The 24859-nt window shown below is 70.9% G+C and carries 25 protein-coding genes and 1 pseudogene; 13 read left to right on the forward strand and 13 right to left on the reverse strand.

The genetic code is table 11. The features are described from left to right. Positions 1 to 214: 214 nt before the first annotated feature. Positions 215 to 1990 (forward strand): arginine--tRNA ligase, encoded by a 1776-nt coding sequence (gene argS, locus ACZ432_RS09265; RefSeq protein ID WP_426962576.1) that lies wholly within the window; start codon positions 215 to 217, stop codon positions 1988 to 1990. Between the two features lie 516 nt (positions 1991 to 2506). On the opposite strand, the pseudogene minD reads toward argS, so the two are convergent. Beyond that, a pseudogene (gene minD, locus ACZ432_RS09270) lies at positions 2507 to 3253 on the reverse strand (cell division ATPase MinD); the annotation flags it as partial. A 182-nt stretch (positions 3254 to 3435) separates the two neighbouring features. Here minD and ahaH point away from each other — a divergent pair. From ahaH to ACZ432_RS09310, 8 genes are all read left to right on the forward strand, one after another. After that, entirely contained in the window at positions 3436 to 3768 is a 333-nt protein-coding gene (gene ahaH / locus ACZ432_RS09275; protein ID WP_426962575.1) for an ATP synthase archaeal subunit H, read from the forward strand. Continuing rightward, a complete protein-coding gene (locus tag ACZ432_RS09280; protein ID WP_426962574.1) occupies positions 3755 to 5944 on the forward strand; it encodes a V-type ATP synthase subunit I in 2190 nt (729 codons plus the stop codon). The genes ahaH and ACZ432_RS09280 overlap by 14 nt, the downstream gene beginning before the upstream one ends. A 199-nt stretch (positions 5945 to 6143) precedes the next feature. Beyond that, positions 6144 to 6398: an ATP synthase subunit K gene (locus ACZ432_RS09285; RefSeq protein ID WP_058367073.1), complete on the forward strand. Its 255-nt coding sequence runs from the start codon at positions 6144 to 6146 to the stop codon at positions 6396 to 6398. 23 nt (positions 6399 to 6421) lie between these two features. Further along, positions 6422 to 6997, forward strand: a complete 576-nt coding sequence (locus ACZ432_RS09290) for a V-type ATP synthase subunit E (protein WP_426962573.1) — start codon at positions 6422 to 6424, stop codon at positions 6995 to 6997. After that, positions 6994 to 8040 (forward strand): V-type ATP synthase subunit C, encoded by a 1047-nt coding sequence (locus tag ACZ432_RS09295; RefSeq protein WP_426962572.1) that lies wholly within the window; start codon positions 6994 to 6996, stop codon positions 8038 to 8040. The genes ACZ432_RS09290 and ACZ432_RS09295 overlap by 4 nt, the downstream gene beginning before the upstream one ends. Next, positions 8037 to 8363 carry a V-type ATP synthase subunit F gene (locus ACZ432_RS09300; protein ID WP_426962571.1) on the forward strand — a complete coding sequence of 109 codons (327 nt, stop codon included), beginning with the start codon at positions 8037 to 8039 and terminating at the stop codon, positions 8361 to 8363. The genes ACZ432_RS09295 and ACZ432_RS09300 overlap by 4 nt, the downstream gene beginning before the upstream one ends. A 5-nt stretch (positions 8364 to 8368) precedes the next feature. After that, the gene (locus ACZ432_RS09305; protein WP_426962570.1) at positions 8369 to 10141 is read left to right on the forward strand and encodes an ATP synthase subunit A; all 1773 of its coding nucleotides are present in this window, start codon (positions 8369 to 8371) and stop codon (positions 10139 to 10141) included. Between the two features lie 2 nt (positions 10142 to 10143). Beyond that, on the forward strand, positions 10144 to 11565 hold the full coding sequence (locus ACZ432_RS09310; RefSeq protein WP_426962569.1) for an ATP synthase subunit B: 1422 nt from the start codon (positions 10144 to 10146) through the stop codon (positions 11563 to 11565). Between the two features lie 96 nt (positions 11566 to 11661). On the opposite strand, the gene ACZ432_RS09315 is transcribed toward ACZ432_RS09310, so the two are convergent. Continuing rightward, on the reverse strand, positions 11662 to 12171 hold the full coding sequence (locus ACZ432_RS09315; protein WP_426962568.1) for a metallophosphoesterase: 510 nt from the start codon (positions 12169 to 12171) through the stop codon (positions 11662 to 11664). Between the two features lie 152 nt (positions 12172 to 12323). Between ACZ432_RS09315 and ACZ432_RS09320 the strand changes: the two genes are divergently transcribed. Next, the gene (locus ACZ432_RS09320) at positions 12324 to 12890 is read left to right on the forward strand and encodes a GNAT family N-acetyltransferase (protein ID WP_426962567.1); all 567 of its coding nucleotides are present in this window, start codon (positions 12324 to 12326) and stop codon (positions 12888 to 12890) included. 475 nt (positions 12891 to 13365) lie between these two features. Here the strand turns inward: ACZ432_RS09320 and ACZ432_RS09325 are convergent, their stop codons facing one another. The 7 genes from ACZ432_RS09325 to ACZ432_RS09355 all read right to left on the reverse strand — a co-directional run bounded on the left by ACZ432_RS09325 (position 13366) and on the right by ACZ432_RS09355 (position 19080). Beyond that, on the reverse strand, positions 13366 to 14592 hold the full coding sequence (locus tag ACZ432_RS09325) for a phosphoglycerate kinase (RefSeq protein WP_426962566.1): 1227 nt from the start codon (positions 14590 to 14592) through the stop codon (positions 13366 to 13368). Between the two features lie 93 nt (positions 14593 to 14685). Continuing rightward, positions 14686 to 15738: a type I glyceraldehyde-3-phosphate dehydrogenase gene (gene gap, locus ACZ432_RS09330; RefSeq protein WP_426962565.1), complete on the reverse strand. Its 1053-nt coding sequence runs from the start codon at positions 15736 to 15738 to the stop codon at positions 14686 to 14688. 344 nt (positions 15739 to 16082) lie between these two features. Next, positions 16083 to 16844 carry a M48 family metallopeptidase gene (locus ACZ432_RS09335; protein ID WP_426962564.1) on the reverse strand — a complete coding sequence of 254 codons (762 nt, stop codon included), beginning with the start codon at positions 16842 to 16844 and terminating at the stop codon, positions 16083 to 16085. Continuing rightward, positions 16841 to 17176 (reverse strand): hypothetical protein, encoded by a 336-nt coding sequence (locus ACZ432_RS09340; RefSeq protein WP_426962563.1) that lies wholly within the window; start codon positions 17174 to 17176, stop codon positions 16841 to 16843. The genes ACZ432_RS09335 and ACZ432_RS09340 overlap by 4 nt, the downstream gene beginning before the upstream one ends. 97 nt (positions 17177 to 17273) lie before the next feature. Then, the gene (locus tag ACZ432_RS09345) at positions 17274 to 17624 is read right to left on the reverse strand and encodes a fluoride efflux transporter FluC (RefSeq protein WP_426962562.1); all 351 of its coding nucleotides are present in this window, start codon (positions 17622 to 17624) and stop codon (positions 17274 to 17276) included. Then, complete coding sequence (locus ACZ432_RS09350; protein ID WP_426962561.1) at positions 17621 to 17962, reverse strand: fluoride efflux transporter FluC; 342 nt, start codon at positions 17960 to 17962, stop codon at positions 17621 to 17623. The genes ACZ432_RS09345 and ACZ432_RS09350 overlap by 4 nt, the downstream gene beginning before the upstream one ends. 20 nt (positions 17963 to 17982) lie before the next feature. Next, positions 17983 to 19080: an ATP-binding protein gene (locus tag ACZ432_RS09355; RefSeq protein WP_426962560.1), complete on the reverse strand. Its 1098-nt coding sequence runs from the start codon at positions 19078 to 19080 to the stop codon at positions 17983 to 17985. Between the two features lie 202 nt (positions 19081 to 19282). Here ACZ432_RS09355 and ACZ432_RS09360 point away from each other — a divergent pair, with 202 nt between their 5' ends. After that, positions 19283 to 19741, forward strand: a complete 459-nt coding sequence (locus tag ACZ432_RS09360; RefSeq protein ID WP_426962785.1) for a DUF7382 domain-containing protein — start codon at positions 19283 to 19285, stop codon at positions 19739 to 19741. Here the strand turns inward: ACZ432_RS09360 and ACZ432_RS09365 are convergent. From ACZ432_RS09365 to ACZ432_RS09375, 3 genes are all read right to left on the reverse strand, one after another. After that, positions 19738 to 20502: a protein-L-isoaspartate O-methyltransferase family protein gene (locus ACZ432_RS09365; protein WP_426962559.1), complete on the reverse strand. Its 765-nt coding sequence runs from the start codon at positions 20500 to 20502 to the stop codon at positions 19738 to 19740. The two genes, ACZ432_RS09360 and ACZ432_RS09365, sit on opposite strands and share 4 nt — an antisense overlap. A 15-nt stretch (positions 20503 to 20517) precedes the next feature. Then, entirely contained in the window at positions 20518 to 21546 is a 1029-nt protein-coding gene (locus ACZ432_RS09370) for a class I SAM-dependent methyltransferase (protein WP_426962558.1), read from the reverse strand. Positions 21547 to 21663: 117 nt separating this feature from the next. Beyond that, on the reverse strand, positions 21664 to 22293 hold the full coding sequence (locus ACZ432_RS09375) for a protein-L-isoaspartate(D-aspartate) O-methyltransferase (protein WP_426962557.1): 630 nt from the start codon (positions 22291 to 22293) through the stop codon (positions 21664 to 21666). A gap of 165 nt (positions 22294 to 22458) precedes the next feature. Here ACZ432_RS09375 and prf1 point away from each other — a divergent pair, with 165 nt between their 5' ends. Next, positions 22459 to 23709, forward strand: coding sequence for a peptide chain release factor aRF-1 (prf1, locus tag ACZ432_RS09380; protein ID WP_426962556.1), 1251 nt, complete (start codon positions 22459 to 22461; stop codon positions 23707 to 23709). Positions 23710 to 23727: 18 nt separating this feature from the next. On the opposite strand, the gene ACZ432_RS09385 is transcribed toward prf1, so the two are convergent. After that, positions 23728 to 24360 carry a riboflavin synthase gene (locus tag ACZ432_RS09385; RefSeq protein ID WP_426962555.1) on the reverse strand — a complete coding sequence of 211 codons (633 nt, stop codon included), beginning with the start codon at positions 24358 to 24360 and terminating at the stop codon, positions 23728 to 23730. Positions 24361 to 24535: 175 nt separating this feature from the next. On the opposite strand from ACZ432_RS09385, the gene ACZ432_RS09390 reads away from it, so the two are divergent. Beyond that, entirely contained in the window at positions 24536 to 24805 is a 270-nt protein-coding gene (locus ACZ432_RS09390; protein WP_426962554.1) for a DUF7533 family protein, read from the forward strand. The last annotated feature ends 54 nt before the right edge of the window (positions 24806 to 24859 follow it).

Raw genomic sequence — 24859 nt, forward strand, 5'->3', positions numbered from 1 at the left:
TCGAGACGGGGTTTCGAGAGCGGGACGGCCGGGACTGCGGCGGACCGCACGCGGTCTACCCCCGACTCCGGCCGGGAGCGGCCTAAAGCCGTCGGTCGCGTCGGTTCCGGCCGCGGTCGTGGACAGCGACGGTCGCTCGGACTCGCGGTCCGGCCGGGGCTCCGGGCGTCCCGCTTCGGAAGGGCCTTTTAGCGGGACCCACGAACGGGTCCACATGTTCAGACAGTTCCGCTCGGAGGTCGAGACGGCGCTCGCCGACGCGCTCGCGCGCCGCGACCTGCCGACGGACGACCTCGGCATCGAGGAGCCGCCCGCCGACACCGACGCGACGCTCGCCTCCAGCGTCGCGTTTCGACTCGCGGGCGAGGTCGGGGCGCCCCCGCCGCAGGTGGCCGAGCAGGTGGCGGAGGCGGTCGCCGAGGTCCTCGCCGAGGGTGCCTTCGACTACCTCGGCGGCGTCGAGACCGCCGGCCCCTACGTCAACTTCCGCACGACGGACGCCTACCTCGCGGACACGCTCTCGGCGGGCGTCGACGCCGACTTCGGCGCGCTCCCCGACCGCGACACCTCCGTCGTCGTCGAGCACACCAGCGCGAACCCGACCGGTCCCGTCCACGTGGGCCGCGCGCGCAACCCCATCGTGGGGGACGCGGTCGCGAACCTGCTCGACTTCGCCGGCTACGACGTGGACCGCCACTACTACGTCAACGACGCCGGTCGCCAGATGGCCGTCTTCACGTGGGCCTACGAGACGTTCGACGAGTCGGACCTCGAGGAGGAGCCGGCCCGGGACCGGATCGAGTACGACCTCGTCCGCTACTACCGCAAGGGGAACGCCTACCTCGAGAACGCCGACGAGGCGGCGGTCGAGGCCGCCGAGGCGGAGATCCAGTCGATCCTCCAGGGGCTGGAGGCCGGCGACGAGGAGACCTACGAGCGCGTCCAGACCGTCGTCGACCAGGTGCTCGGCGGGATGAAGGAGTGTCTGGCGCGCCTGCCCGCGACGTTCGACGAGTTCGTCAAGGAGACGCGGTTCATGCGCGACGGCGCCACCGACGAGGTCGCCGAGCGGCTCAAGGCGACGGACCACGCCGTCTACGAGGAGGACGCGTGGCAACTGGAGCTCGACGCGTGGGGCATCGACAAGAACCTCGTCTTCCTGCGCTCGGACGGGACCAGCCTCTACACGACCCGCGACCTGGCCCACCACGAGTGGAAGTTCGACAACTACGACCGCGCCGTCACCGTCCTCGGCGAGGACCACAAGCTCCAGGCCGACCAGCTCGACGCCGCGCTGGAGCTGCTGGACAACGACACCGACCAGCTCCGCCACGTCATCTACTCGTACGTCAACCTCCCCGAGGGGAAGATGTCGACGCGCGCGGGGACGGGCGTCCAGCTCGACGACCTGCTCGACGAGGCCATCGACCGCGCGCGAGAGGAGGTCGAGGACCGCCTCGACGACCGTATCCGCGACGACGAGCTCGACGACGAGGACGTGGAGCGCATCGCCCGACAGGTGGGGATCGGTGCGGTCCGCTACGACATCGTCTCGAAGCAGCCCGCGAAGGCGATCACCTTCGAGTGGGACCGCGCGCTCGACTTCGAGGCGCAGTCGGCCCCCTACGTGCAGTACGTCCACGCGCGCTGTTGCGGCATCCTCGAGGAGGCAGCGCGCGCCGGCGCCGCGGTCCCGGACGCGCCCGACGCCGACGCCCTCGTTGCGCCCGAGGCCGAGGCCCTGCTCCGGGAGGCCGCCCGCTTCCCCGCGGTCGTCGAGGAGGCCGCCGACGACCTCGAACCCCACACGGTCGCCACCTACACCCGCGACCTCGCCGAGGCGTTCAACGCCTTCTACCGCGAGTGTCCGGTCCTGACCGCCGAGACCGACGAGCGCCGCGACGCGCGGCTCGCGGCGGTCGCGCTGGCGAAACACGCGATGGCGAACGCGCTCGCGGTCCTCGGCGTCGAAGCCCCCGAGTCGATGTAGTCCGCGGGGAGCGACGGCCCCTCACCGCGGTCACCGGCCGAACAGCCGCGAGAAAAAGCCCTTCTTCTCCTCGGTCTCGCCGTCCGCGTCGCCGGCGCCGTCGCCGTCGTCCTCGGGCGTCGCCTCCGCGCCGTCGTCATCGCCGTCCGCGTCGCGGAACGGGACGCTTCCCTCGAGGTCCTCGTCCTCGCTCCCGCCGTCGTCCGCGTCGGCCTCTTCCGTCTCGGCCGATTCGTCGACGGGACCCGGTTCGGGGGCGTCCGGGTCCGCCCGTTCCGGCTCCGCTTCCGCGATCGGCGGCTCGCCCGTCCCGGCCTCCGCTTCCGTCGCGTCGGACTCCGCCTCGGCCTCCGCTTCCGTCGCGTCCGGCTCTGCTTCGTCGGCTCCGGTCTCGTCCGACTCCGCCTCGGCCTCCGCGTCCGTCGTGTCGGGTTCTGCTTCGTCGGCTCCGGTCTCGTCCGATTCCGCCTCGGGTTCTGCTTCGGCGGCGTCCCCTTCGTCCCCCTCAGCCAGTTCCGCCTCGGTCGGCTCCGCCTGCTTCTCGGCGCCCGGTGCGGGCTCGAGCGTCACGCCGGTCAGCTCCGTCGCGAGCGAGCGGTAGGCCGCAGTTGCCGGCGCGTCGGGCGCGAACGTCGCCAGGGGCTCGCCGGCGCGCAGCGCCTCGCCGACGGTCGGGTCCTCCGGGATCCTGCCGAGGACGGGCGCGTCGAGGTGTTTCTCGACGAGCGCCTCGTCGTGGTTCTCCGCGGTCACGCGCGTGAGCGCCGCGCCGGCGACGGTTCCGCCGAGGCGATCGGCCAGGTCCGCGGTCTTGTCGGTGTCGATCAGGGCGTCGCGTTCCGGCGTCGAGACCAGCAGCGTCTCGTCGGCCAGCGCGAGCGGGAGCGCCGAGTCGTGCGCGAGCCCGGCGCCACAGTCGAGCACGACGACGTCGGCGTCGTCGAACGCCTCGATCACCTCGCGGAGCCCCGCCGGGTCCGCGGCCGCGTACGCGTCCAGCTCCGTTTCGCCGGGGACGACCCGAAGCCCGCACGGTCCCTCGCGGACCGCGTCCGCCGGGTCCGCCTCGCCCGCGAGCACGTCGTGGAGGGTCGGTTCGGCGGCGTCGACGCCGAGCGCGCCCGCGAGGTTCGCCATGCCCAGGTCGGCGTCGACGACGACGGTGTCCTCGCCCGCCGCGGAGAGGATCGCCGCGAGGTTCGCGGTCGTCGTCGTCTTGCCGACGCCGCCCTTCGCCGAGGCGACCGCATAGACCGTTGCCATACGGCCATCCACCGGCAGCGACCACTTAAATGTACGCGCGAGCGACCGTTCCTCCCGCCGTCCTGCGGGGGAACCACGCCACTGACGCGGGGTCGCGACCGGCGGCGAGAGCCGCGCGAGCCGCGATGGCTTTCGCAAACACCTTATACGGCGCTGTCGGTACTTTCGGACGATTAGTGAGTATGGCGAGACCAGAGGTTCTCGAACGGATCAAGGATGCCGAGGAAGAGGCGGACGAGATCATCGCCGAGGCGGAGGCCGACGCCGAGGAGCGCCTCTCCGAGGCCCGCAAACGGGCGGAGGAGATCCGCTCCGAGGCCGAGGAGGAGGCGTCCGCCGAGGCGGAGGAGCGTCTCGAGTCCGCCCGCGAGGATATCGAGGAGCGGAAATCGGAGATCCTCGCCGAGGGAGAACAGGACCGCGAGGAGCTCGAAAGCGAGGCGCGCGAACGCGTCGACGAGGCGGTCGAGTACGCCGTCGACCAGTTCGAGGAGGCGGTGAATGCTCAGGCCTGAGCAGATGAGCAAGGTGTCGGTGACGGGCTCGAAGCGCGTCATCGACGACGTGATCGAGACGGCCTACGAGCACCACAGCCTCCACGTCACCGACTACGACGGCCGCTACGAGGGGTTCCAGCCGGGCGAGTCCCTCGAGGGCGCCGAGGCGGTCAACGAGAAGCTCGTGACCGTCCGCTCGCTGGAGAGCATCCTCGAGGTCGAGGACGCGGACGCCGACGGCCGCGGCGCGCTTGGCGACGAGGAGCTGGAGGCCGAACTCGACGACGTGCGCGAGCGCGTCAACGACCTCAACGACCGCCGTGACGACCTCCGGACGGAGATCCGCGACCTCGAGGAGGAGGTCGCCGCGGTCGAACCGTTCGCGGAGCTGGGGATCGAGCTCGACCTCCTCCGCGGCTACGACGAACTCGAGGTGGTCGTCGGTCAGGCGTCCGCGGACGACGTGGAGTCCGCGGTCGCGACGGCGTCCGGCATCGACGCCTTCGAGGTCTTCTCCGGCGGCGACACCGCGGCGATCTTCGCCCGCCCCGCCGACGAGGCCGACGAAGGCGTCCTGCAGGACGCGCTCGTGGGCGTCGACATCACCTTCCTCGAGGTGCCCGAGTCGGGCGCGGACCCCGAGAGCTACGTCGCGGAGCGCGAACAGCGCATCCGCGAACTGGAGTCGAAGCTCGACACCGTCGAAAGCGAGATCGATGAGGTCAAGACGGAGGCCGCGAGCTTCCTCCTCCGCGCCGAGGAGCAACTCACCATCGAGGCACAGAAGAAGGAGGCGCCGCTCTCGTTCGCGACGACCGAGAACGCGTTCGTCGCCGAAGGGTGGATCCCGACGGAGATGTTCGACGACTTCGCGGCGGCGCTCACCGACGCGGTCGGCGACCGCGCGGAGGTCGAGGAGCTCGAACGCGCCTCGTTCACGCCGGACGGCGACCACTACTCGGAGCCGGTCGCCGACGAGGGCGACGCCGAGCGCGAGGCCGCCACGGACGGCGGCCACGCGGCCGGCTCGCAGGACGAGCCGCCGGTCGTGCAGGACAACGGCGGCGCGGCCGGTCCCTTCGAACTGCTCGTGCAGGGCTTCGGGCGACCGAAGTACCGCGAGTTCGACCCGACGCTGCTCGTCTTCCTCACGTTCCCGGCGATGTTCGGGTTCATGATCGGCGACGTCGGGTACGGCCTGTTGTACGCCGCCATCGGCTACTTCATCTACGCGAACTACGAGGGTGCCTTCCGCGAACTGGGCGCCATCGCGATGTGGGCCGGCGGGTTCACCGTCCTGTTCGGCGTCTACTTCGGGATCGACGTGTTCGGGTACCACGCGTACCAGCTGCTCGGCCTCCACTGGCCGGTCGCCGGGAAGGGGCTCTCCCCGGCCGACCTCGACTGGGCGCTGTCGTTCCTCGTCGTCAGCGTGCTGTTCGGACTGGTCCACCTGAACGTGGGGTACGCGCTCTCGTTCGTCAACAACTACGAGCAGCACGACCTCAAGCACGCGATGTACGAGAGCGCCTCGTGGCTGCTCCTGCTCAACGGCGCGTGGATCTGGATCTTCAGCCAGCACGTGCCCGGCCCGAAGCCCGACTTCCTGTTCGACTCGGTGTCGATCCTCACCCTCGGCGCCGTCTCCTTCGCCGGGTTCCCGGTCGTCATCGGGTACCTCGGCCTCGCGGCCGCGGCGGTCGGGTTCGTCCTGCTCGCGATCGGCGAGCCGGCTGAGCTGGCCGAGGTGCTCTCGCCCATCGTCAACGTCATCTCGTACGCCCGGATCATGGCGGTGCTGCTCGCGAAGGGCGGCATGGCGCTGGCGGTCAACCTGCTCGCGTTCGGCGCGTACATCGACGGCGGCGGCGACGGGAGCTTCCACTTCATCTTCACGCCGGAGTACCTCTCGTACGTGCAGGAGCACTCCGTCGCGAACGGCGGGGAGTACGAGCTCGTCTTCGCGGGCCTGACGACCGCGTTCGAGCCGAGCCTCGTCGGCGTCCTCGCCCTCGTGGGCGGGATCGTCGTGGCGTTCATCGGCCACCTCGTCGTCCTCCTGCTGGGCGTCACGTCCGCGGGCATTCAGGCGGTGCGTCTCGAGTACGTCGAGTTCTTCGGCAAGTTCTACGAGGGCGGCGGCAAGGCGTACCTCCCGTTCGGGTACGACCGGCAGTACACCGCCGACGACTGAGCACGCCGCGCTCGCTCGTCGGCCGCCGTTTCGCGCGACCGCTCCGGTCCCGCTCCCTGTTGTCGGGACCGACGAACTTCCGTCAACCCCGGGTTTGCGGCTCAGTACCGCGGTTCTCGCCGATCTTTTTGGGAAGCTTTATGACCGTAGTGGCGGCAAATAGCAACTGTTCGGAGACGAGCAACTGCAACTACTACCAATGCTTGAAGCTATCAGCGAATTCGGGAACGTCGCACAGTCGTCGACCGGCGGAACACTGACCGACCCCAGCGCCGCCGCAGCGCTCGCCGTCGGCCTCGCGGCGCTCGGGGCCGGGTACGCGGAGCGCGGTATCGGTTCGGCCGCCGTCGGCGCGATGGCGGAGGACGAGAGCCTCTTCGTCAACGGGCTCATCCTGACGGTCCTCCCCGAGACGATCGTTATCCTCGCGCTCGTCGTCGTCTTCATCGTCTGAGCGGCACCCCCCTTTTCAAACCAATGACCTTGGACACTGTCGTTGAGGACATTCGAGACGAAGCCCGCGCGCGTGCGGAGGACATCCGCGAAGACGCCGAGGCGGAGGCCGACGAGATCATCGAGGCGGCCGAGGCCGACGCGGAGCGCATCCGCGAGGAGCGCCTCGACGAGGCCGAGCGCACCATCGAGCAGGAGCGGGAGCAGGAGCTCTCCTCCGCGAAGCTCGAGGCCAAGCAGGAGCGGCTCGCCGCCCGGCGCGACGTCCTCTCGGACGTCCGCGACCGCGTCGAGGAGGAACTCGCCGACCTCGACGGCGACCGTCGGCGCGAGCTCACGGAGACGCTGCTGGAGGGCGCGCTCGCCGACTTCGAGGACGAGTCCGTCGAGGTGTACGGCAGCGCCGACGACCAGGAGCTGCTCGCGGACCTGTGTGCGGACCGCGACGCGACCGTCGCCGGCGAGATCGACTGCCTCGGCGGCGTCGTCGTGGAGAGCGACACCTCCCGCGTTCGCGTGAACAACACCTTCGACTCCGTCCTGGAAGAGGTCTGGGACGACGAGTTGAAGCAGCTCTCGGAGCGACTGTTCGACCAATGAGCGCCGCCGGCAGCTCGAACCCGGAGTACGTCGTCGCGCGGGTTCGCGCCCGCCGCGGCTCGCTGTACGGCGACGAGGAGTACCGCAAGCTGGTCCGGATGAGCCCCGCCGAGATCGCCCGCTTCATGGAGGAGTCCACCTACGAGGCGGAGATCAACGCGCTGGGGAGCCGCCACGGCGGCGTCGACCTGATCGAGTACGCGCTCAACGCCAACCTCGCCGACCAGTTCGAGGCCATCCTCGACTGGAGCGAGGGGCGCGTCTACGACCTGGTCGTGCGCTACCTCCGGAAGTTCGACGCCTGGAACATCAAGACCGTCATCCGCGGCGTCTACACGGACGCCGACACGGAGGACGTGGAGGTCGACCTCATCCGCGCCGGGTCGTTCGACGACCGGCGGATCCAGCGCCTGCTCGAGGCGGACTCGGTCGAGGCGGTCGTCGAGATCCTCGAGGACACCATCTACGGTGAGCCGCTCGAGGCGGCCTACGCCGACTTCCAGGAGACGGACGTGCTGGTGCCGCTCGAGAACGCGGTCGACCGCGCCTTCTACGACCATCTGCTCGGGAGCCTCGGCGGCGACGAGCCGACCCGGCAGTACGAGCGGTTCCTGAAGGCCGAGGTCGACTTCCGGAACGCGCGCAACGCGCTCCGGCTCGCCCGCTCGGGCGCGGACATCGACCCGGCGGACTACTTCATCGAGGGTGGCGAGCTGTTCGACCGCGCGACGCTGTCGCAGCTGGCCGCGAACCTCGACGAACTCGTCACGTACATCGCCGACAGCACGTACGGCGACGACCTCGGCGACGCGCTGCGCGAACTCGAGGAGGCGGACAGCCTCATCGCGTTCGAGCACGCGACCGACGCGGCGCTTCTGACGTACGGCGACCGGCTCGGCACCGTCCACCCCGTCTCGGTCACCCCGATCATCTCGTACATCCTCGCCAAGGAGCGCGAGGTCGAGAACATCCGGGCCATCGCACGCGGGAAGGAGGCCGGGCTCGGGAGCGACGAGATCGAATCGGAACTGGTGATACAATGAGCCAGGAGATCGCCGTGATCGGCAGCCCCGACTTCACGACCGGATTCCGGCTCGCCGGCGTCCGGAAGTTCCGCAACGTACCGGACGACGAGAAGGACGCGGCCCTCGACGACGCCGTCGAGGAGACGCTCTCCGACGAGGAGGTCGGCATCATCGTGATGCACGACGACGACCTCGACCACCTCTCGCGGGACACCCGCGAGAGCGTCGAGGGGAGCATCGAGCCGGTCCTCGTGACGCTCGGCGCGGAGGGCGCCGGGAGCGGCGGGCTGCGCGACCAGATCAAACGAGCCATCGGTATCGACCTGATGGAGGAAGACTAACACATATGAGTCAAGCAACAGGGACGGACACCACCGGAACCGGTGTCATCCAGAGCGTGAGCGGTCCCGTCGTGACCGCCCGCGATCTCGACGCGCGCATGAACGACGTCGTCTACGTGGGCGACGAAGGCCTCATGGGCGAAGTGATCGAGATCGAGGGCAACGTCACGACGGTGCAGGTGTACGAGGAAACCTCGGGCGTCGCCCCCGGCGAACCCGTCGAGAACACGGGGGAGCCGCTGTCGGTCGACCTCGGTCCCGGCGTGCTGGACGCCATCTACGACGGCGTCCAGCGCCCGCTGGACGTGCTCGAGGACAAGATGAACAGCCCCTACCTCGACCGCGGCGTCGACGCGCCCGGTATCGACTTCGAGGAGGAGTGGGAGTTCGAGCCCACCGTCGAAGCCGGCGACGAGGTCGGCCGCGGCGACGTGGTCGGGATCGTCGAGGAGACGGTCTCCATCGACCACAAGGTCATGGTGCCGCCGGACGCGCTCGAGGAGGACGAGACCGCCGAGGTCGCCTCCGTCGAATCCGGCTCCTTCACCGTCACTGACGCGGTGGCGGAGCTCGACGACGGCACGGAGATCACCATGCATCAGGAGTGGCCCGTCCGCGAGGCGCGACCGAGCGCCTCGAAGAAGACGCCGCGGACGCCGCTGGTCTCCGGCCAGCGCATCCTCGACGGCCTCTTCCCCATCGCGAAGGGCGGGACGGCCGCCATTCCGGGGCCGTTCGGCTCCGGGAAGACGGTCACCCAGCACCAGCTCGCCAAGTGGGCCGACGCGGACATCGTCGTCTACGTCGGCTGCGGCGAGCGCGGCAACGAGATGACCGAGGTGATCGAGGACTTCCCCGAGCTGGAGGACCCGAAGACGGGCAACCCGCTGATGGCCCGCACCTCGCTCATCGCCAACACCTCGAACATGCCGGTCGCGGCCCGCGAGTCCTGTATCTACACGGGCATCACCATCGCGGAGTACTACCGCGACATGGGCTACGACGTGGCGCTGATGGCCGACTCCACCTCGCGGTGGGCGGAGGCCATGCGCGAGATCTCCTCCCGGCTGGAGGAGATGCCCGGCGAGGAGGGGTACCCCGCGTACCTCGCCGCCCGGCTCGCGCAGTTCTACGAGCGCGCCGGCTACTTCGAGAACGTCAACGGGACGGAGGGATCCGTCTCCGCGATCGGCGCGGTGTCGCCGCCCGGCGGCGACTTCTCCGAGCCGGTCACGCAGAACACGCTCCGTATCGTGAAGACGTTCTGGGCGCTCGACGCGGACCTGGCTGAGCGCCGCCACTTCCCGTCGATCAACTGGAACGAGTCCTACTCGCTCTACCGGGAGCAGCTCGACCCCTGGTTCGTCGAGAACGTCGCGGACGACTGGCCCGAGAAGCGCCAGTGGGCCGTCGACGTGCTCGACGAGGAGACCGAGCTCCAGGAGATCGTTCAGCTCGTGGGGAAGGACGCGCTGCCGGAGGACCAGCAGCTCACGCTGGAGATCGCCCGGTACCTGCGTGAGGCGTACCTCCAGCAGAACGCCTTCCACCCGGTGGACACGTTCTGTCCCCCGGAGAAGACGTACATGATCCTCACGACGATCCAGACGCTCTCCGAGGAGGCCTTCGAGGCCCTCGACGCGGGCGTCCCCGTCGAGGAGATCATCGACATCGACTCCGCGCCGCGGATCAACCGGATCGGCGTCCAGGAGGACTACGAGGAGTACACCGACGAGCTCAAAGCAGAGATCACCGAGGAGCTCCGCGCGCTCTACTGACAATGAAAGAGTACCAGACAATCACCGAGATCAGCGGCCCGCTCGTGTACGCCGAGGTCGACGAGGACATCGGCTACGACGAGATCGTCGAGATCGAGACCCCGCAGGGCGAGACCCTGCGCGGCCAGGTGCTGGAGTCCTCGGACGGCGTCGTCGCCATCCAGGTCTTCGAGGGCACCTCCGGTATCGACCGCAACGCCTCCGTCCGCTTCCTTGGCGAGACGATGAAGATGCCCGTGACCGAGGACCTCCTCGGCCGCGTGCTCGACGGCTCCGGCCGGCCGATCGACGACGGCCCGGAGATCGTTCCCGAGGAGCGACAGGACATCGTCGGCGCGGCGATCAACCCGTACTCCCGGGAGTACCCCGAGGAATTCATCGAGACCGGCGTCTCCGGTATCGACGGCATGAACACGCTCGTCCGCGGCCAGAAGCTCCCGATCTTCTCGAGCTCGGGCCAGCCGCACAACGAGCTGGCGATGCAGATCGCCCGACAGGCGTCCGTGCCCGAGGAGGAGGAGTCCGGCGACGAGGAGGGCTCCGAGTTCGCGGTCATCTTCGGCGCGATGGGCATCACCCAGGAGGAGGCCAACGAGTTCATGGAGGACTTCGAGCGGACGGGCGCGCTGGAGCGCTCGGTCGTCTTCATGAACCTCGCGGACGACCCCGCAGTCGAGCGGACGGTCACCCCGCGGATGGCGCTGACCACCGCCGAGTACCTCGCGTTCGAGAAGGACTACCACGTCCTCGTCATCCTCACGGACATGACCAACTACTGTGAGGCGCTGCGCGAGATCGGCGCGGCCCGCGAGGAGGTTCCGGGCCGGCGTGGCTACCCCGGGTACATGTACACGGACCTCGCGCAGCTGTACGAGCGCGCGGGCCGCATCGAGGGTCGCGAGGGGTCGGTCACCCAGATCCCGATCCTCACGATGCCGGGCGACGACGACACCCACCCGATCCCGGACCTGACCGGGTACATCACGGAGGGGCAGATCTACGTCGACCCCGACCTCAACAGTCAGGGCATCCAGCCCCCGATCAACGTGCTGCCGTCCCTCTCGCGGCTGATGGACGACGGCATCGGCGAGGGGCTCACCCGCGAGGACCACGGCGACGTCTCCGACCAGATGTACGCGGCGTACGCGGAGGGTGAAGACCTGCGCGACCTCGTGAACATCGTCGGTCGCGAGGCGCTCTCCGAGCGCGACAACAAGTACCTCGACTTCGCGGACCAGTTCGAGACGGAGTTCGTCGACCAGGGCTTCGACACGAACCGCGACCTCGAGGAGACGCTCGCGATCGGCTGGGACCTCCTCTCGATGCTGCCGAAGGAGGAGCTCAACCGGATCGACGAGGAGTTCATCGAGACCTACTACCGCGAGGACGACTCCGAGCGGGAAGTCGTCGAAGCGGCCGACTGAGGCCGCCGGAACTTTTCGGTTCTTTTTGCGGGACTCGGCGGGCTGTCCAGCGGCCGCGCCGCGTCGACGGCCCGGTTCGTCGTCCCGCGTACCGATTCAGCCGTCCAGCACGTGGTGGGTCACCGCGTCGACGCCCTCGCGGTCGGTGTCGATCGTCGCGACCCGGAAGGCGTCGTCCGCGCCCGCGACCGGGATGGGGAGCCCGCCGGGGTTGACGCGGACCGTCCCGCCGCGCTCCTCGACGCCGTGCGCGTGGGTGTGTCCGTGACAGACGAAGTCGTGGTCGCCGCAGTCGACCAGCGCGTCGACGAGCGTCGCGCTCGTGCCGTGGTAGACCGCGACGGAGCGCCCGTCGAACGGGAGGGCGGCGGCTTCGCCGTGGTACTCGCCGAACGCCTCGACGGTCGACTCGACGGCCCACTCGCCGTCGTTGTTGCCGCGGACGGCGTGGAACGCCCAGTCGCCCTCGAACGGGGCGACCGAGAAGGGCGCCACGAAGTCGCCGCAGTGGACGACGGCGTCGACCGCCTCGCGCTCGAACAGTTCGACCGCGGCCGCGACCGCGTCCAGGTCGTCGTGCGTGTCGGAGACGATGCCGAGCTTCATGCACGGCGGTTCGCGGGCGGCCGACAAAAGTGTCGGCGGGAGGCCGGCGTCCGGCGTCCGGCGTGCGCGCCCCGCGCTCCGCGCCGCGTTCCCGTTCGCTGGGAGCCCGCGCCCCGGTTTAAGCGCCGTCTCGGCGTAGGTGGAGACGAGCCATGACCACGACGCCCACCTCCACGGCGGACCGGTCGGCAGACCCCACGGCGGAGCGGTCGCCCGCTCCCGCCCCCTCGCCGCGCGGTCCACGGTTCGTCGACAAGTTCGGCGTCCGGTGGCGGATCCGGGCCGCGGACGGCGACGACCGCGACGCGCTCACCGCCATGTACGGCGACTTCGGGACCGCCGACCGCGCGCAGGGACTCCCGCCGGTCACCGAGTCGCGGACGGAGCGCTGGCTCGACGACCTCTTCGAGCGCGGCTGGAACGTCGTCGCCGAGGGTGAGGCCGGGGTCGTCGGTCACGCCACGCTGACGCCGACCGACGCCGACGAGCCGGAGCTCGCGGTGTTCGTCCACCCGACGTATCAGGACCGCGGGCTCGGGACGGAGCTGTGCCGCCACATCGTCGCCCGCGCCGCCGCCACCGACCGCGCCGCGGTCGTGCTCACCGTCGAGCGCCGTAACCGGGCCGCGCTCTCGGTGTACCGCGGGCTCGGCTTCGAGACCGTCGAGGGAGAGCGCGGCGACCTCTGGATGCGGCTGCCGCTCACGGACGGCTCGTAGTGCTCCGCGGACGGTCTCGGTATTTCTGAGGTCTGGTGACGGCGACGGCCGATCGCGCGAGCATCGCCCGGTTCGAACGCTCCCTCAGACAGAACGTGTTCCGTCGCCGATCCGCCTGCTCTGAACAGTTCCACCCCGCACAGCACCGGAACCGCCCCGCTCCGAACCGTACCGCAACCGCCCCGCAGCCTCACACCTCCCCAGCCTCGGCCGCGGGCCGGGCGCGGAACCGCAGCACGGGACAAACGGCGTCCCGCTGGCCTCCAGCGTGCAGTAGCGCGCCGAAAATCGGAGATTTTCGAGCCGCCGTTCTCTCCGCACCGCGCTCACGGCGACGCTGGAGACACCGCAGCGCGCCGGGCCCGCGACTCCACCGAAAATCGGAGATTTTCGAGCAGCCAGCGTGCAGTAGCGCGCTGGCGACCTCGCGCGCGTTCCTCGCGCGCGCCGACCGCCTGATCGGCCGGGTCTCAGGTTACGCGTCCGCCTGCTCCTGCAGCAGTTCGACCGCGGGCAGCGACTCGCCGGTGAGCGCGCGGATGTACGCGCCGCCGGCGATGGAGACGTGCGAGAAGTCGTCCTCGTCGAGCCCGTACAGCTCGATGGCGCGGGATGTGTCGCCGCCGCCGACGACCGAGAAGCAGTCCGTCTCGGCGATGGCCTCCAAGACGCCGACCGTTCCCGTCGCGAAGCGTTCGTCCTCGAAGACGCCGAGCGCGCCCTTCACGAAGACGGCGTCGGACTCGCGGATCAGGGGGGCGTACGCCTCGACCGTGGCGCTTCCGACGTCGAGGTACGCCGTCTCCTTCTCCTCGATGTCGTCGACCATGACCTCGGCGCGGTCGCCGTCCGCGCCCTCGTACGCGAGGTCCGTCGCGAGGTGGATCGCCTCGCCCCGCTCGTCGAGCACGCGCTCGATGGTCTCGCGGTTGCGCTCCCACTGCTCGTCGAACAGGTCCATCCCCGACAGGTCCGAGCCGACCGGGTGGCCGGCCGCGCGGAGGAACAGCTCGCCCGCGACGCCGCCCAGCAGGAAGCGGTCGACCGTGTCGCCGAGCGCGTCCATTACGCCGATCACGTCCGTCGCCTTCGTCCCGCCGACGACCATCGTGACGGGGCCGTCGAAGGACCTGCGCGCGATGGCGGTGTTGGCCTCGTACTCCGCCGCCATCACGCGACCGGCGTAGGCCGGCAGCGCGAGTGGGAACCCCACGAGGGAGGCGTGCTTCCGGTGGGCCGCCGAGTAGGCGTCGTTGACGTAGGCGTCGAACAGCGGCGCGAGCGTCTCGACGTACTCGGTCGCTGCCTTCTCCTCGGGGTCGGCCTCCGGCAGTTCGTCCTCGCACATCCGGGTGTTCTCGAGCAGGAGGACCTCCCCGGCGTCGAGGGCCTCGATGGCCTCCCGCGCGGCGGGGCCGTGGGTGTCGGCGACGAACGCCACGTCGCGGCCGACGTGTTTCGCGAGGATGTCGGCGTGTCCCGCCAGCGAGACGAAGTCGTCGCGGCCGGGGCGGCCCTGATGGGCCAGACAGACGACGCGGTGGCCGGCGGCCGCGAGTTCGCGGACGGTCTCGGCGTGGCGCTCGAAGCGGCGGTTGTCCTGCGGCTCGCCGTCCTCGATGGGGGAGTTGAGGTCGAGGCGGACGAGCACGCGCGAGTCGTCGGGCAGGTCGTCGAGGGTTCTGAAGGTGGCGTCGGTCATGTGTCGAGAATCGAGGGGCGGTTACTTAGCGGTGGGCGATACGCACAAGCGGTGCGGCCGGCGGTCCGCGACCGGGCCGGAACGGGTCCCGGATCAGGCGTCGTGAACGTACGCCGCCATGTCGAGCATCCGGTTCGAGAAGCCGAACTCGTTGTCGTACCAGGTGAGGATCTTCACGAGGTCGCCGCCGGCGACGACGTTCGTGGAGTTCAGGTCGACGTACGAGGAGAACGGGAGCCCGAGGATGTCCCGCGAGACGACCTCGTCGTCGGTGTAGCCGAGGACGCCCGCCAGCGGTCCCGAGTCGGCGGCGTCGCGGAACGCGTCGTTGATCTCCTCGGCGGTGATCTCCGCCTGGTCGAGGCTGACGACGAACTCCGTCAGGGAACCGTTCGGGACCGGGACGCGGATCGCCATCCCGTCGATCTTCCCGTCCAACTGCGGGAGGATCTCGGTGGCCGCGTTCGCGGCGCCCGTGGAGGTGGGGACGATGTTCTCGGCGGCCGCGCGACCGCGGCGCGTCTTGGCCATCGGCCCGTCGACGAGGCTCTGTGAGCCGGTGTAGGCGTGGACCGTGGTGAGCGTCCCGGACTCGATGCCGAACTCCTCGTCGAGCACCTTCGCGACCGGCGTGATGGAGTTGGTCGTACAGGAGGCGTTGGAGATGACCGTCTCCCCGTCGTACTCGTCGTGGTTGACGCCGTAGACCAACTGCTTGACCGGCTCCTCGCCCTTCGGCGGCGCGGAGATGATGACGGTGTCGGCGCCGCCGTCGAGGTGCGCGCTCGCGTCCGCCTTCGTGCGGAAGACGCCGGTACACTCCAGGGCAACGTCCACGTCGAGGTCGTCCCACGGCAGGTCCGCGGGGTCCTGCACGTTGAACAGCGGGACCGACGTGTCGCCGACGACGAGCTCGTCGCCGTCGCGCTCCAGCCCGTCGAGCCGGCCCATGACGGTGTCGTACTTGCCGAGGTACTCCATGTCCTCGAAGTCCATCACGTCGTTGATGCCCGCCAGCTCGACCCGGGGGTTCTCCAGCACGGCGCGGAACACGTTCCGACCGATGCGGCCGAACCCGTTGAGCCCGACACGGACGACGTCCGCCTCGGGAACGTCGTCGCCGGCGTCGAGAGAGGATTTACTCATATCCGAATAGTCGGCCTGGATCCACTTAAATCCGCCCGAGACACCGCACGGGCGGCGGGAGGATCGCACGCGGCCACCGACCGCGCTCCCGCAGTCCTCCACCGACATGCTGAGGGACCGGCCGCGGCTGTTCGTTCAGCCAGGGGGAGGTGTGAGGCTGCTGTGCGGTCGCGGGGCGGGGCGTTCTGGATGTCGCGGTCACGAAGCAGCAGGCTCTGTGACGACAAGAGACGGGCGTAGCAGGGAGAGCCGGCAGCGGCCTTCCATCTGGGGCCCACGCGATCGGACCGTCCGCGTCTCCCGCCGCCCCTGAAGGCCGGTTCCGGGGCGTTCGCGAAGCTCGATCAGAGGTCGCTCTCGTCGAAGATCAGCTCGTCGGCGTGCTCGCGGAGCCAGTCCCGGTGGCGCTCCCACTCCGTGTCGTGTGCCGCGACGATCCGCCAGAATGCGTCCGAGTGGTCCCGTTTCCGCAGGTGCGCGAGCTCGTGGACGACGACGTACCGGAGCACCGCGGGCGGCGCCAGCAGCAGCCGCCAGTTGAGGCTGAGCGTTCCGTTGCTCGAACAGCTTCCCCACCGCGTTCGCTGGTTGCGCACCTCCACGCCGCCGACCGCGTCGGCGACCCCCATCTCGGGCGCGAGGGCGTCGACCCGGCGCTCGAACTCCGCGCGAGCGGTCTCGCGGAAGCAGTACTCCAGCGCGCGCTTGTGGGCGGTCCGGTCGACGTGGCTTCGCGCGAGCCGGATCAGGTCCGCGTCGCGGTCGACCGTCGAGGAGCGCCGTCGCTCCACGACGATCTCGCGCTCGGCGCCGAGGACCGGCCACGTCGCGCCGGGCCCGTACGCGCGGTCGGGCGCTCGCTCGCGGCGCGCCGCCATCGCCGCCCGCTTTTCGAGCACCCACTCGGCGTGGCCGGCCAACACTGCGTCGGGGTCGACCCGGCTGCGGTCGGTTTCCGGAACCACGACCGTCACGCCGGCCGGTCGCACGTCGATCCGCGGCCGCGAAGCGCGGGCGCTCTCCCGGACCGAGTAGGCGACACACTCACCGGAAAGAACCGTTTCGCGGCCGTCTGCCGACTCCGCCCCGTTTCTGACCCCGCTCATCGCAGCAGGTAGAGCACGCCGCCGATGACGACGGCGGCGACCGCGGCCGCCGCGGACCCGAGCGCCGCGAACCGGGGGAACGCGAGCCAGAGCGCGATGTAGAAGGAGAACGCGAACGCCAGCAGGAACGCGACGAACACGCCCCGCGTCGGGTTCTGCACCGCGGCGACGAACACGCGCTGGGGAAGCGTCAGGTCGTCGAGCGAGAGCTCCTCGCGCTCGACCGGCTCGGTCGGACGCGCCTCGGCGTCATCTCCCTCCAGGTTCGGTCCGTCGGCCGATCCGCCGTCCCCCGGCTCGGCGCCGACCGGCGTGTCTGAAGCGTCGGTCACGGCCGTCCTTCGGGCGGCCGCAACGTGTACCTGTCGCTCGGTTCGCCCGGTTGCGGTCGGACCGCACCGGTTGCGGCGCGACCCGGGCCGCCCCCGGTCACCACGCCGCCTCGACGGCGGCCGCACCGAGGAGAACCGCCGAGAGCGCCGCGATGAGCGTTCCGCCGGCCAGCGCCGCGGCCGCCCCGGAACGACCCTCGTCCGTCAGCGTCGCGACCTCCACCGCCACCGAGGAGAAGGTCGTGAACGCGCCGCAGAACCCGACGCCCGCGAACCGCATCGCCGAGGGCGACAGCGGCGCGGCCAACACCGCACCGAGCAGCAGGCTCCCGGCGACGTTGACCGCGACCAGCGAGCGCCGACCGGACAGCGCCCGCCCGACGGCGTGTCTCCCGACGGCGCCGCAGGCGCCCCCGATGCCGACCAGCAGCAGGTCGACGGCGGTCATCGCCGCCCCCCGAGCGCGAGCCCCGCGCCCGCCGCCGCGAACCCGACCGCGTACGTCGCCGCGACGTAGCCGGCGCCCGCGACGGTCCCGAGCGTCACCGCGTCGTGTGCGAAGGCGCTGTAGGTGGTGAACGACGACAGCACTCCGGTCCCGAACAGCAGGCGGGCGCGGCGGTCGGTGACGGTCGCCACGAGCAGGCCGAGCAGGAACGCGCCGGCGACGTTCACCGCGAACGTCCCCGCGACGCCGCCGAGCGCGAGGTCGACGCTGTATCGGCCAGTCGCGCCGAGGAATCCGCCGAGCGCGACCAGCCCGACATCGCCCGCGCTCCGGTCCATGCTCCCGATCCGGCGGTCGCCTACTTTTCTGGTCCGGTGTGGTGGCGGGATTCGCCCTGGGGACTGTCCCCGACCGCGCTCGCCCGCGGACTTCCGCCGCCGTGTGGCGTCTCACGCTCGCGGATTCGGATCGTGTGGCTCACCTCCGTCGCGTCGTCGACGACCAGCGCGTCGCCGGTGCCCGTCGGGAGCGCGGCCGCGAGGTCCGCGCCGAGGTACGAGGGCTGTGCCGCCCGCAGCGCCGCCACGTCACGTTCGTCGGTCAGTCGATGCGCGACCAGCAGGTCGGCCTGTGAGACGGCGACGTCGGGGAGCGCGTCCGGCCGCTGCGTGGCGCAGACCAGCGAGACGCCGGGCGCTCGCCCTCGGGTCAGAAGCGTCCGCAGGGCGGGGTCGGCGACGCCGCCGAACAGCGCGTGCGCCTCGTCGACGAGCAGCCACGGAAGCCGCCGACAGCCCCCGCCGGCGTCGGAGACGCGGGCCTCGTAGAGGCCGCGGGCGACTGCCCGGACCACTGCCCCGCGTGCGGCCGTCGGGAGCCCCGTGCAGTCGAGCACGGCGGGGGCGCCGTCGGCGAACGCGGCCGGGTGCGGCGCGTCCGCCGCGAACACGCCCCACGACTCGGCCAGTCGAAGCGCGTTATCGGCCGCGCGACGCGCGCTCGCGGGCGCATCGGCCGCCCCGAGCTGGTCCCGGACGTCCGCGAGCGCGGTCGCGTCCCCTTCCCCTTCGTCGGCCTCGGCGACGCTTCGCCAGAGCAGGCTCCCGGCCGGGGACTCCGGGTCGAGCCCGAGCAGCTCCGGCCAGGCGGACGGCGGGAGCGCGTCGGGACGCACGCGCGGTTCGACGACGCGGCCGCCGGCGTCGCTAAGCCCGTCGAAGACGCCCATCGGGTCCACGACGACCGGCGCGACGCCGTCGGCGGCCGCGAGCTCCTCCACGAGCACACCCAGCGTGTAGGACTTCCCCGTTCCGCGTTTGCCGACCACCACGCCCGCGTGCGGGCGGTCGATATCGAACCCGACCCGCGCACCCTCGCTCCCGTCCCGTGCGAGGAACCGCCCGACCTCGGCGACCGGTCCCGCGTCCGCCGGCGCGTCGCGTCCGAGCACGTGCATCGCGGTGGATTCACGCGGCATCGTTCATAAGGGTCGGCGCGAGGGTTCAAATGGGAGACCGGGGCGATTCGGGGCCATGCCCGACACGTCCTCCGGCGACGACGAGCGCGCCGACGATCCGTCTCCGCCGAGCGAGAACGACGCCGCCGAGGAGTCCGCCATCGGCCGCACCCGCCACGACCGCGGCGCCTGCGAGCGGGGTATCTGCGTCTGTCACCCCTTCTGTGAGCTCCGCCGCGACGAGCGCGCCATTGAGGGACTTCCCGTCAGACTGGTCATCGCGCTCGTCGTCGGCGTCGCCAGCCTGAGCGTCATGCTCTCGATGGTGAGCGGGATCCAGGGGTTGGCCGTGACCGAACTGGACGCTCAGCCGGAACCGGAGGTGACGACGCCGGGGGAGCAGGACCTCGAGGTGACGGTCGTCGACCCCGACGGTTCCCGCGTCGCGGACGCGACCGTGATCCTCCGAGCCGGGAGCGCGCGGCTCGACGGGGTGGCGACCGCGACGACGGACGCGAATGGAGTGGCGACGCTCTCCGTCGACCCTTCGCTCGGTCCGAACCAGCCGGACGGGACGCTTCGGATCACGATCAAACCGCCCGCCGGAAGCGACTACGCGGACGACCGAGAGAACACCGCGGTGCTGGTGGTCGAGGACTAACCCTGCCGGTCCCAGTCGATCCAGTCCTGCTCCCAGCCGGCGCGGGCGAAGTGCCCCTGCTCGGCGCGCTCGGCGTCTTCGCGACGGGTTCGGTTGCGCTCGACTCCGCCGCGTTCGCCCTCCGCGAGCATCGCGCGGAGCCGAGCGGGGCCGGCCTCCTCGACGACCGCGAAGTCGTCCGGGCCCCGCTCCTCGCGGTCGGCGACGGTCGGTTCCGCCGCGACGACGGTCTGCACGCCGGTCCCCTTCGGGTAGACGATCCGCCCGTCGGCGGAGAGCTGGTCGATCAGCGCCCGCGGGGGGCGGACGACGGCGGCCTCCAGGAGCACTCGGTCGAAGGGCGCGTACTCGGGGAGCCCCTCGACGCCGTTCCGGCGATCCACCAGCACGGCGTCGTAGCCGGCGTCCGCGAGGTTCGAGCGCGCGAGGTGGACGGCGTCGCGGTCCACGTCGACCGCGTGGACGTGTCGGGCGCCGACGATCTCCGCCAGCGCGGCCGCGGTGTATCCCACCCCGGCGCCGACGATCAGCGTCTCGTCGCCCTGCCGCGCGTCGAGGGCGGTCAACATCCGGGCGACCGTCGCGGGGGCCAGCGCGCGCGTCCCCTCCTCCTGGGAGGCGTCGGCGCCGTACGGCGACGAGGAGACGAACGTCTCGCGGGGAACCGCGCCGAGCGCGCTCAGGACGCGCTCGCCGAGCGACTCGCCGATGTCGTGCTCGAGTCGCTCGATCATGTCGACCCGGAGCGCCGCCTCGTCCATACTCGCCCTCGGGACTCAGTCCTCTTGAACCGTGCGCTCGGGGCGCCGATAGACGACCGCGGTGCGGTCGGACCCGGGGACGGCGACGAGTTCCGTCGTCAGCCCGGCGGACTCGCCCCACGCGCGGTAGTCGTCGCTCGCGTGGGCGCCGGCGGCCTCACCCCCCGAACCGGCCCCGCTTCCGACCCTGCTCGCCAGTGCGCGCACGTCCGCGATGACCGCGTCCTCGGGCGAGAGTCGGTCGCGGATGCGTTCGAGGAGGACGACCGCACCGCCGGGACCGATCAGGTCGGCCGCGTCCGCGACGAAGGCCCTCGCCGCGTCGGAAGAAACGGCTCCGAATCGGTCGACCGCGTACACGAGGTCATAGCGCTCGGCCGCATCGGCGACCGTCTCCGCGACCGGTTCCACGCCCGAAACCGGCTCCACGCCCGCGGCCGACAGCATCGGCCCCGTCGCGTCGACCGCGGCGGCGTCCGCGAGGTAGGTGACCGCCCGATCGCGGGCGGCGAACTCCCGGGCGTCGGCGGCGACGCCCGGCCCCGGGGCAACGCCGGCCTCGGGGTCGGGGAGGTCGACCGCGAGCACGGTCTCCGCGTTCGGGACCTCCCGGAGGGCGGCGGTCACGCGGGCGCGAACGCTCGCTTCGTCCGCCGCGGCCGCGGCACCGAGGCGGTTCGCGGTCCGGTGCTCGCCCGACCGCGACTCGTCGTCGCCGGTCAGCACCGCGGGGAGCGCGGTCAGCGCGTCGATCCGGTCGAGTGCGTGGGGGACGCGGCCGGTCGAGTGCGGGTCGCGCTTGGCGAGAAATCCGAGCATGCGGTTCGTCGGCTCGTACTCCCCGCCGACGCGTTCGAGGAAGCCCAACTCCGCGAGCGAACGGACGACGGTCTCCGCGGCGTCACCGGTGAGGTCCGTCTCCGCCGCCAGCGCGGCCGGGGTCCCCGCGGACTCGGCGAGCGCGTCGAGGGCGCCGGTCTCGCGGGCGGCCCACAGCAGGAACAGCGCCTCCGTCGGGAGGCCGGCGTCGTCGCGTGTCGGCATGAGCGGACGGTGGGGACGCGGGGGCAAAAGCCCCGCCCACCGTCGTCGTCGGTCGCAGCGACCGTTTCGGAAACTGGGGTCGCCACGGCGGCGCCGGTCACGACGGACGCACCGGCATCACTCCTCGACCATCGGAACGAACCGTACGCCGCCGTGGCGCTCGCGGTCGACCCCCTCCTCGGTGACGGCCGCGACGACGAGACGCTGGGCGCCGCGGCCGCCGACCGGGGCGACGACCCGTCCCCCGACGGCGGTCTGGTCGATGACGGCGTCGGGGATCGTCTCCGGTGCACAGGTGAGCGAGGCGGCGTCGTAGGGGGCGTGTTCGGGCCACCCCTCGTGACCGTCGCCGTGTCTGACGTGCACGTCGTAGCCGAGGCGGTCGAGCCGGTCGCGGGCGTCGGCCGCGAGTTCCTCGACCACCTCGACGCTGTACACCGCGCCGTCGTCGCCGAGGACAGCGGCGATGACGGCGGCGTGGTAGCCGCAGCCGGTGCCGATCTCCAGCACGCGGTCGTCGGGCGAGAGGTCGAGCAGGTCGGTCATCAGGGCGACGACGCTCGGCGCGCTGGCGGTCTGTCCGTGACCGATCGGCACGGGGCGGTCGGTGTAGGCGCGGTCGCGGTCGCGCTCGGGGACGAACTCGTGGCGCGGGACGGTCGCTATCGCGTCGACGACGCGCTCGTCGAGGTCCCTCCCGGTCGCGACTCGTTCCGCGAGCGACTCGCGGGCCGCCTCGTGATCCATGCGCTTCGCTACCATGCGGATCGACGTGAACGCTGTGGCCGAACCGGCGGGGCGAGCGGCGAGCGGGCGCCGATGCCGCGGGGCCGGAGAACCCGTCACACGCCACGACGCGGGCAAGCAGGCGGGTCAAAGCATACTTACCCCCAGCGCGGCGAGTTACCGGTAATGAGCGAGCAAGCAGAGCAGGCGAACGAAGACCGGCGGAAGTACGAGTTCCGCAAGGTCATCGAGGAGCTCACGGAGTACGAGGGCTCCGGGACCCAGCTCGTCAGCATCTACATCCCCGAGGACAAGCAGGTCTCCGACGTCGTCGCTCACGTCACCCAGGAGCACAGCGAGGCGGCCAACATCAAGTCCAAGCAGACGCGGACCAACGTCCAGGACGCGCTCACGTCGATCAAAGACCGGCTCCGCTACTACGACACCTTCCCGCCGGACAACGGGATGGTCATCTTCTCCGGCGCCATCGACGCCGGCGGCGGGCAGACGGAGATGGTGACCAAGACCCTGGAGTCGCCGCCCCAGCCCATCGAGTCGTTCCGCTACCACTGCGACTCGCACTTCCTGACCGAGCCGTTAGAGCACATGCTCACCGACCAGGGGCTGTTCGGGCTCATCGTGCTCGACCGCCGCGAGGCCAACGTCGGCTGGCTGAAGGGCAAGCGCATCGAACCCGTCAAGTCCGCCTCCTCGCTGGTCCCCGGCAAGCAGCGGAAGGGCGGTCAGTCCGCCCAGCGGTTCGCCCGCCTGCGGCTGGAGGCCATCGACAACTTCTACCAGGAGGTCGCGGGGATGGCAAACGACCTGTTCGTCGCCGAGCGCCACGAGCTCGACGGCATCCTCGTGGGCGGTCCCTCGCCGACGAAAGACGAGTTCCTCGACGGCGACTACCTCCACCACGAACTGCAGGACAAGGTCATCGGCAAGTTCGACGTGGCCTACACCGACGAGTCCGGGCTGAAGGACCTGGTCGACGCGGGGCAGGAGGCGCTGGCCGACCAGGAGATCATGCAGGACAAGCGCCTGATGGAGACGTTCTTCGAGAACCTCCACACGGGCGAGGAGGCCACCTACGGCTTCGAGCAGACCCGTCGGAACCTGATCATGGGCTCGGTCGACACCCTCCTGATCTCCGAGGACCTCCGCTCCGACGTGGTGATCTACGAGTGTCCCAACGGTCACGAGGAGTACGAGGTGGTCGACGCCCGCCACTCCACGCCGGACCACGAGTGTTCGGAGTGCCGCGAGGACGCCGAGGTGCAGGAGCGCGAGGACGTCATCGAGCACCTGATGAACATCGCGGACCAGCGCGGCACCGAGACGACGTTCATCTCGACGGACTTCGAGAAGGGCGAACAGCTGCTCGACGCCTTCGGCGGCATCGCGGGCATCCTGCGCTACTCGACGGGCGTCTAAGGCCGCGTTCCCCTCGGATCAGTCGGCCGCGTATCCCTCGACCATGTTCTCGACGTACTTCGCGATCACGTCGACCTCCAGGTGCAGGGGGTCGCCCGCCTCCTTCTCGGAGAGCGTCGTCACCTCGTAGGTCGTGGGGATGATCGCCACCTCGACGGCGTCCGCGCGCCGCTCCGCCACGGTCAGCGAGATGCCGTCGAGCGTCACCGACCCCTTCTGGACCAGGTACTGCCCGAGCCCCTCCGGGATCGAGACCGTGAGTCGCCAGTCCTCGCCGACCGACTCGACCGCCTCGACGGTCGCGACCGCGTCGACGTGCCCCTGCACGAGGTGGCCGTCGAACCGGCCGTCGGCAGGCATCGCGCGCTCGACGTTGACGCGGTCGCCCGCGCGGAGGTCGCCGAGGTAGGTCTTCGCGACCGTCTCGGCCGCGAGGAACACCTCGAAGCGGTCGCGGTCGTCGGTCGCGGTGTCCGAACCGTCGACATCCGCGCCGAACGCCTCGACCGTCAGACAGACGCCGGAGACGCTGATCGACTGGCCGTGGTGGAGGTCGTCGAGACCGGGCGCGGCGACAGCCAGCCGAACGCCGTCGTCGGTCGCCTCCCGCCCCACGATCTCGCCCGTCGTCTCGACGATGCCGGTGAACATGTCCGAGGGTTCGGCGGCCGCCACAAAACCGTTGTCGTGTGCAGATATGGAACGGTGGCGGGACGGGAGACGGAACCGCGGCCGCCTCCGCGAGCGACCGCCTCCGCGAGGACCGTCTCCGCCCTCCGGCCCGCCGCCGCGACCCTTTTAGGAGTCGCCCGGCTACGGTGGCCCGATGAAGTTCGGCCTGCTGGACATGATCGGGCTGGCGGCGACGATGGCGTTCGCGCTCCCGGTCGGCAACTACGGCCTGATGCGGCTGCTCGAGGGGGAGACCGCGCTGGGCGCGGCGATGGTCGTCGTCGCCGTGGCGATGGTGGTGCTGCCGCAGTTCTTCTTCGACCCCGCGCGGATCGCCCGCGGGCTGCTGGCCGGGCTGTTGCCCGCTCGGTTCCGGAGCGACGCCGACGAGGCGGAGCCGGGGTCCGATCCGGTCGAAAAGTAGGCGGTCGAAAAGTAGGCGGTCGAAAAGTAAGCGGTCGAAACGCGTGCGCTTGCG

Source organism: Haloparvum alkalitolerans (assembly GCF_055381565.1).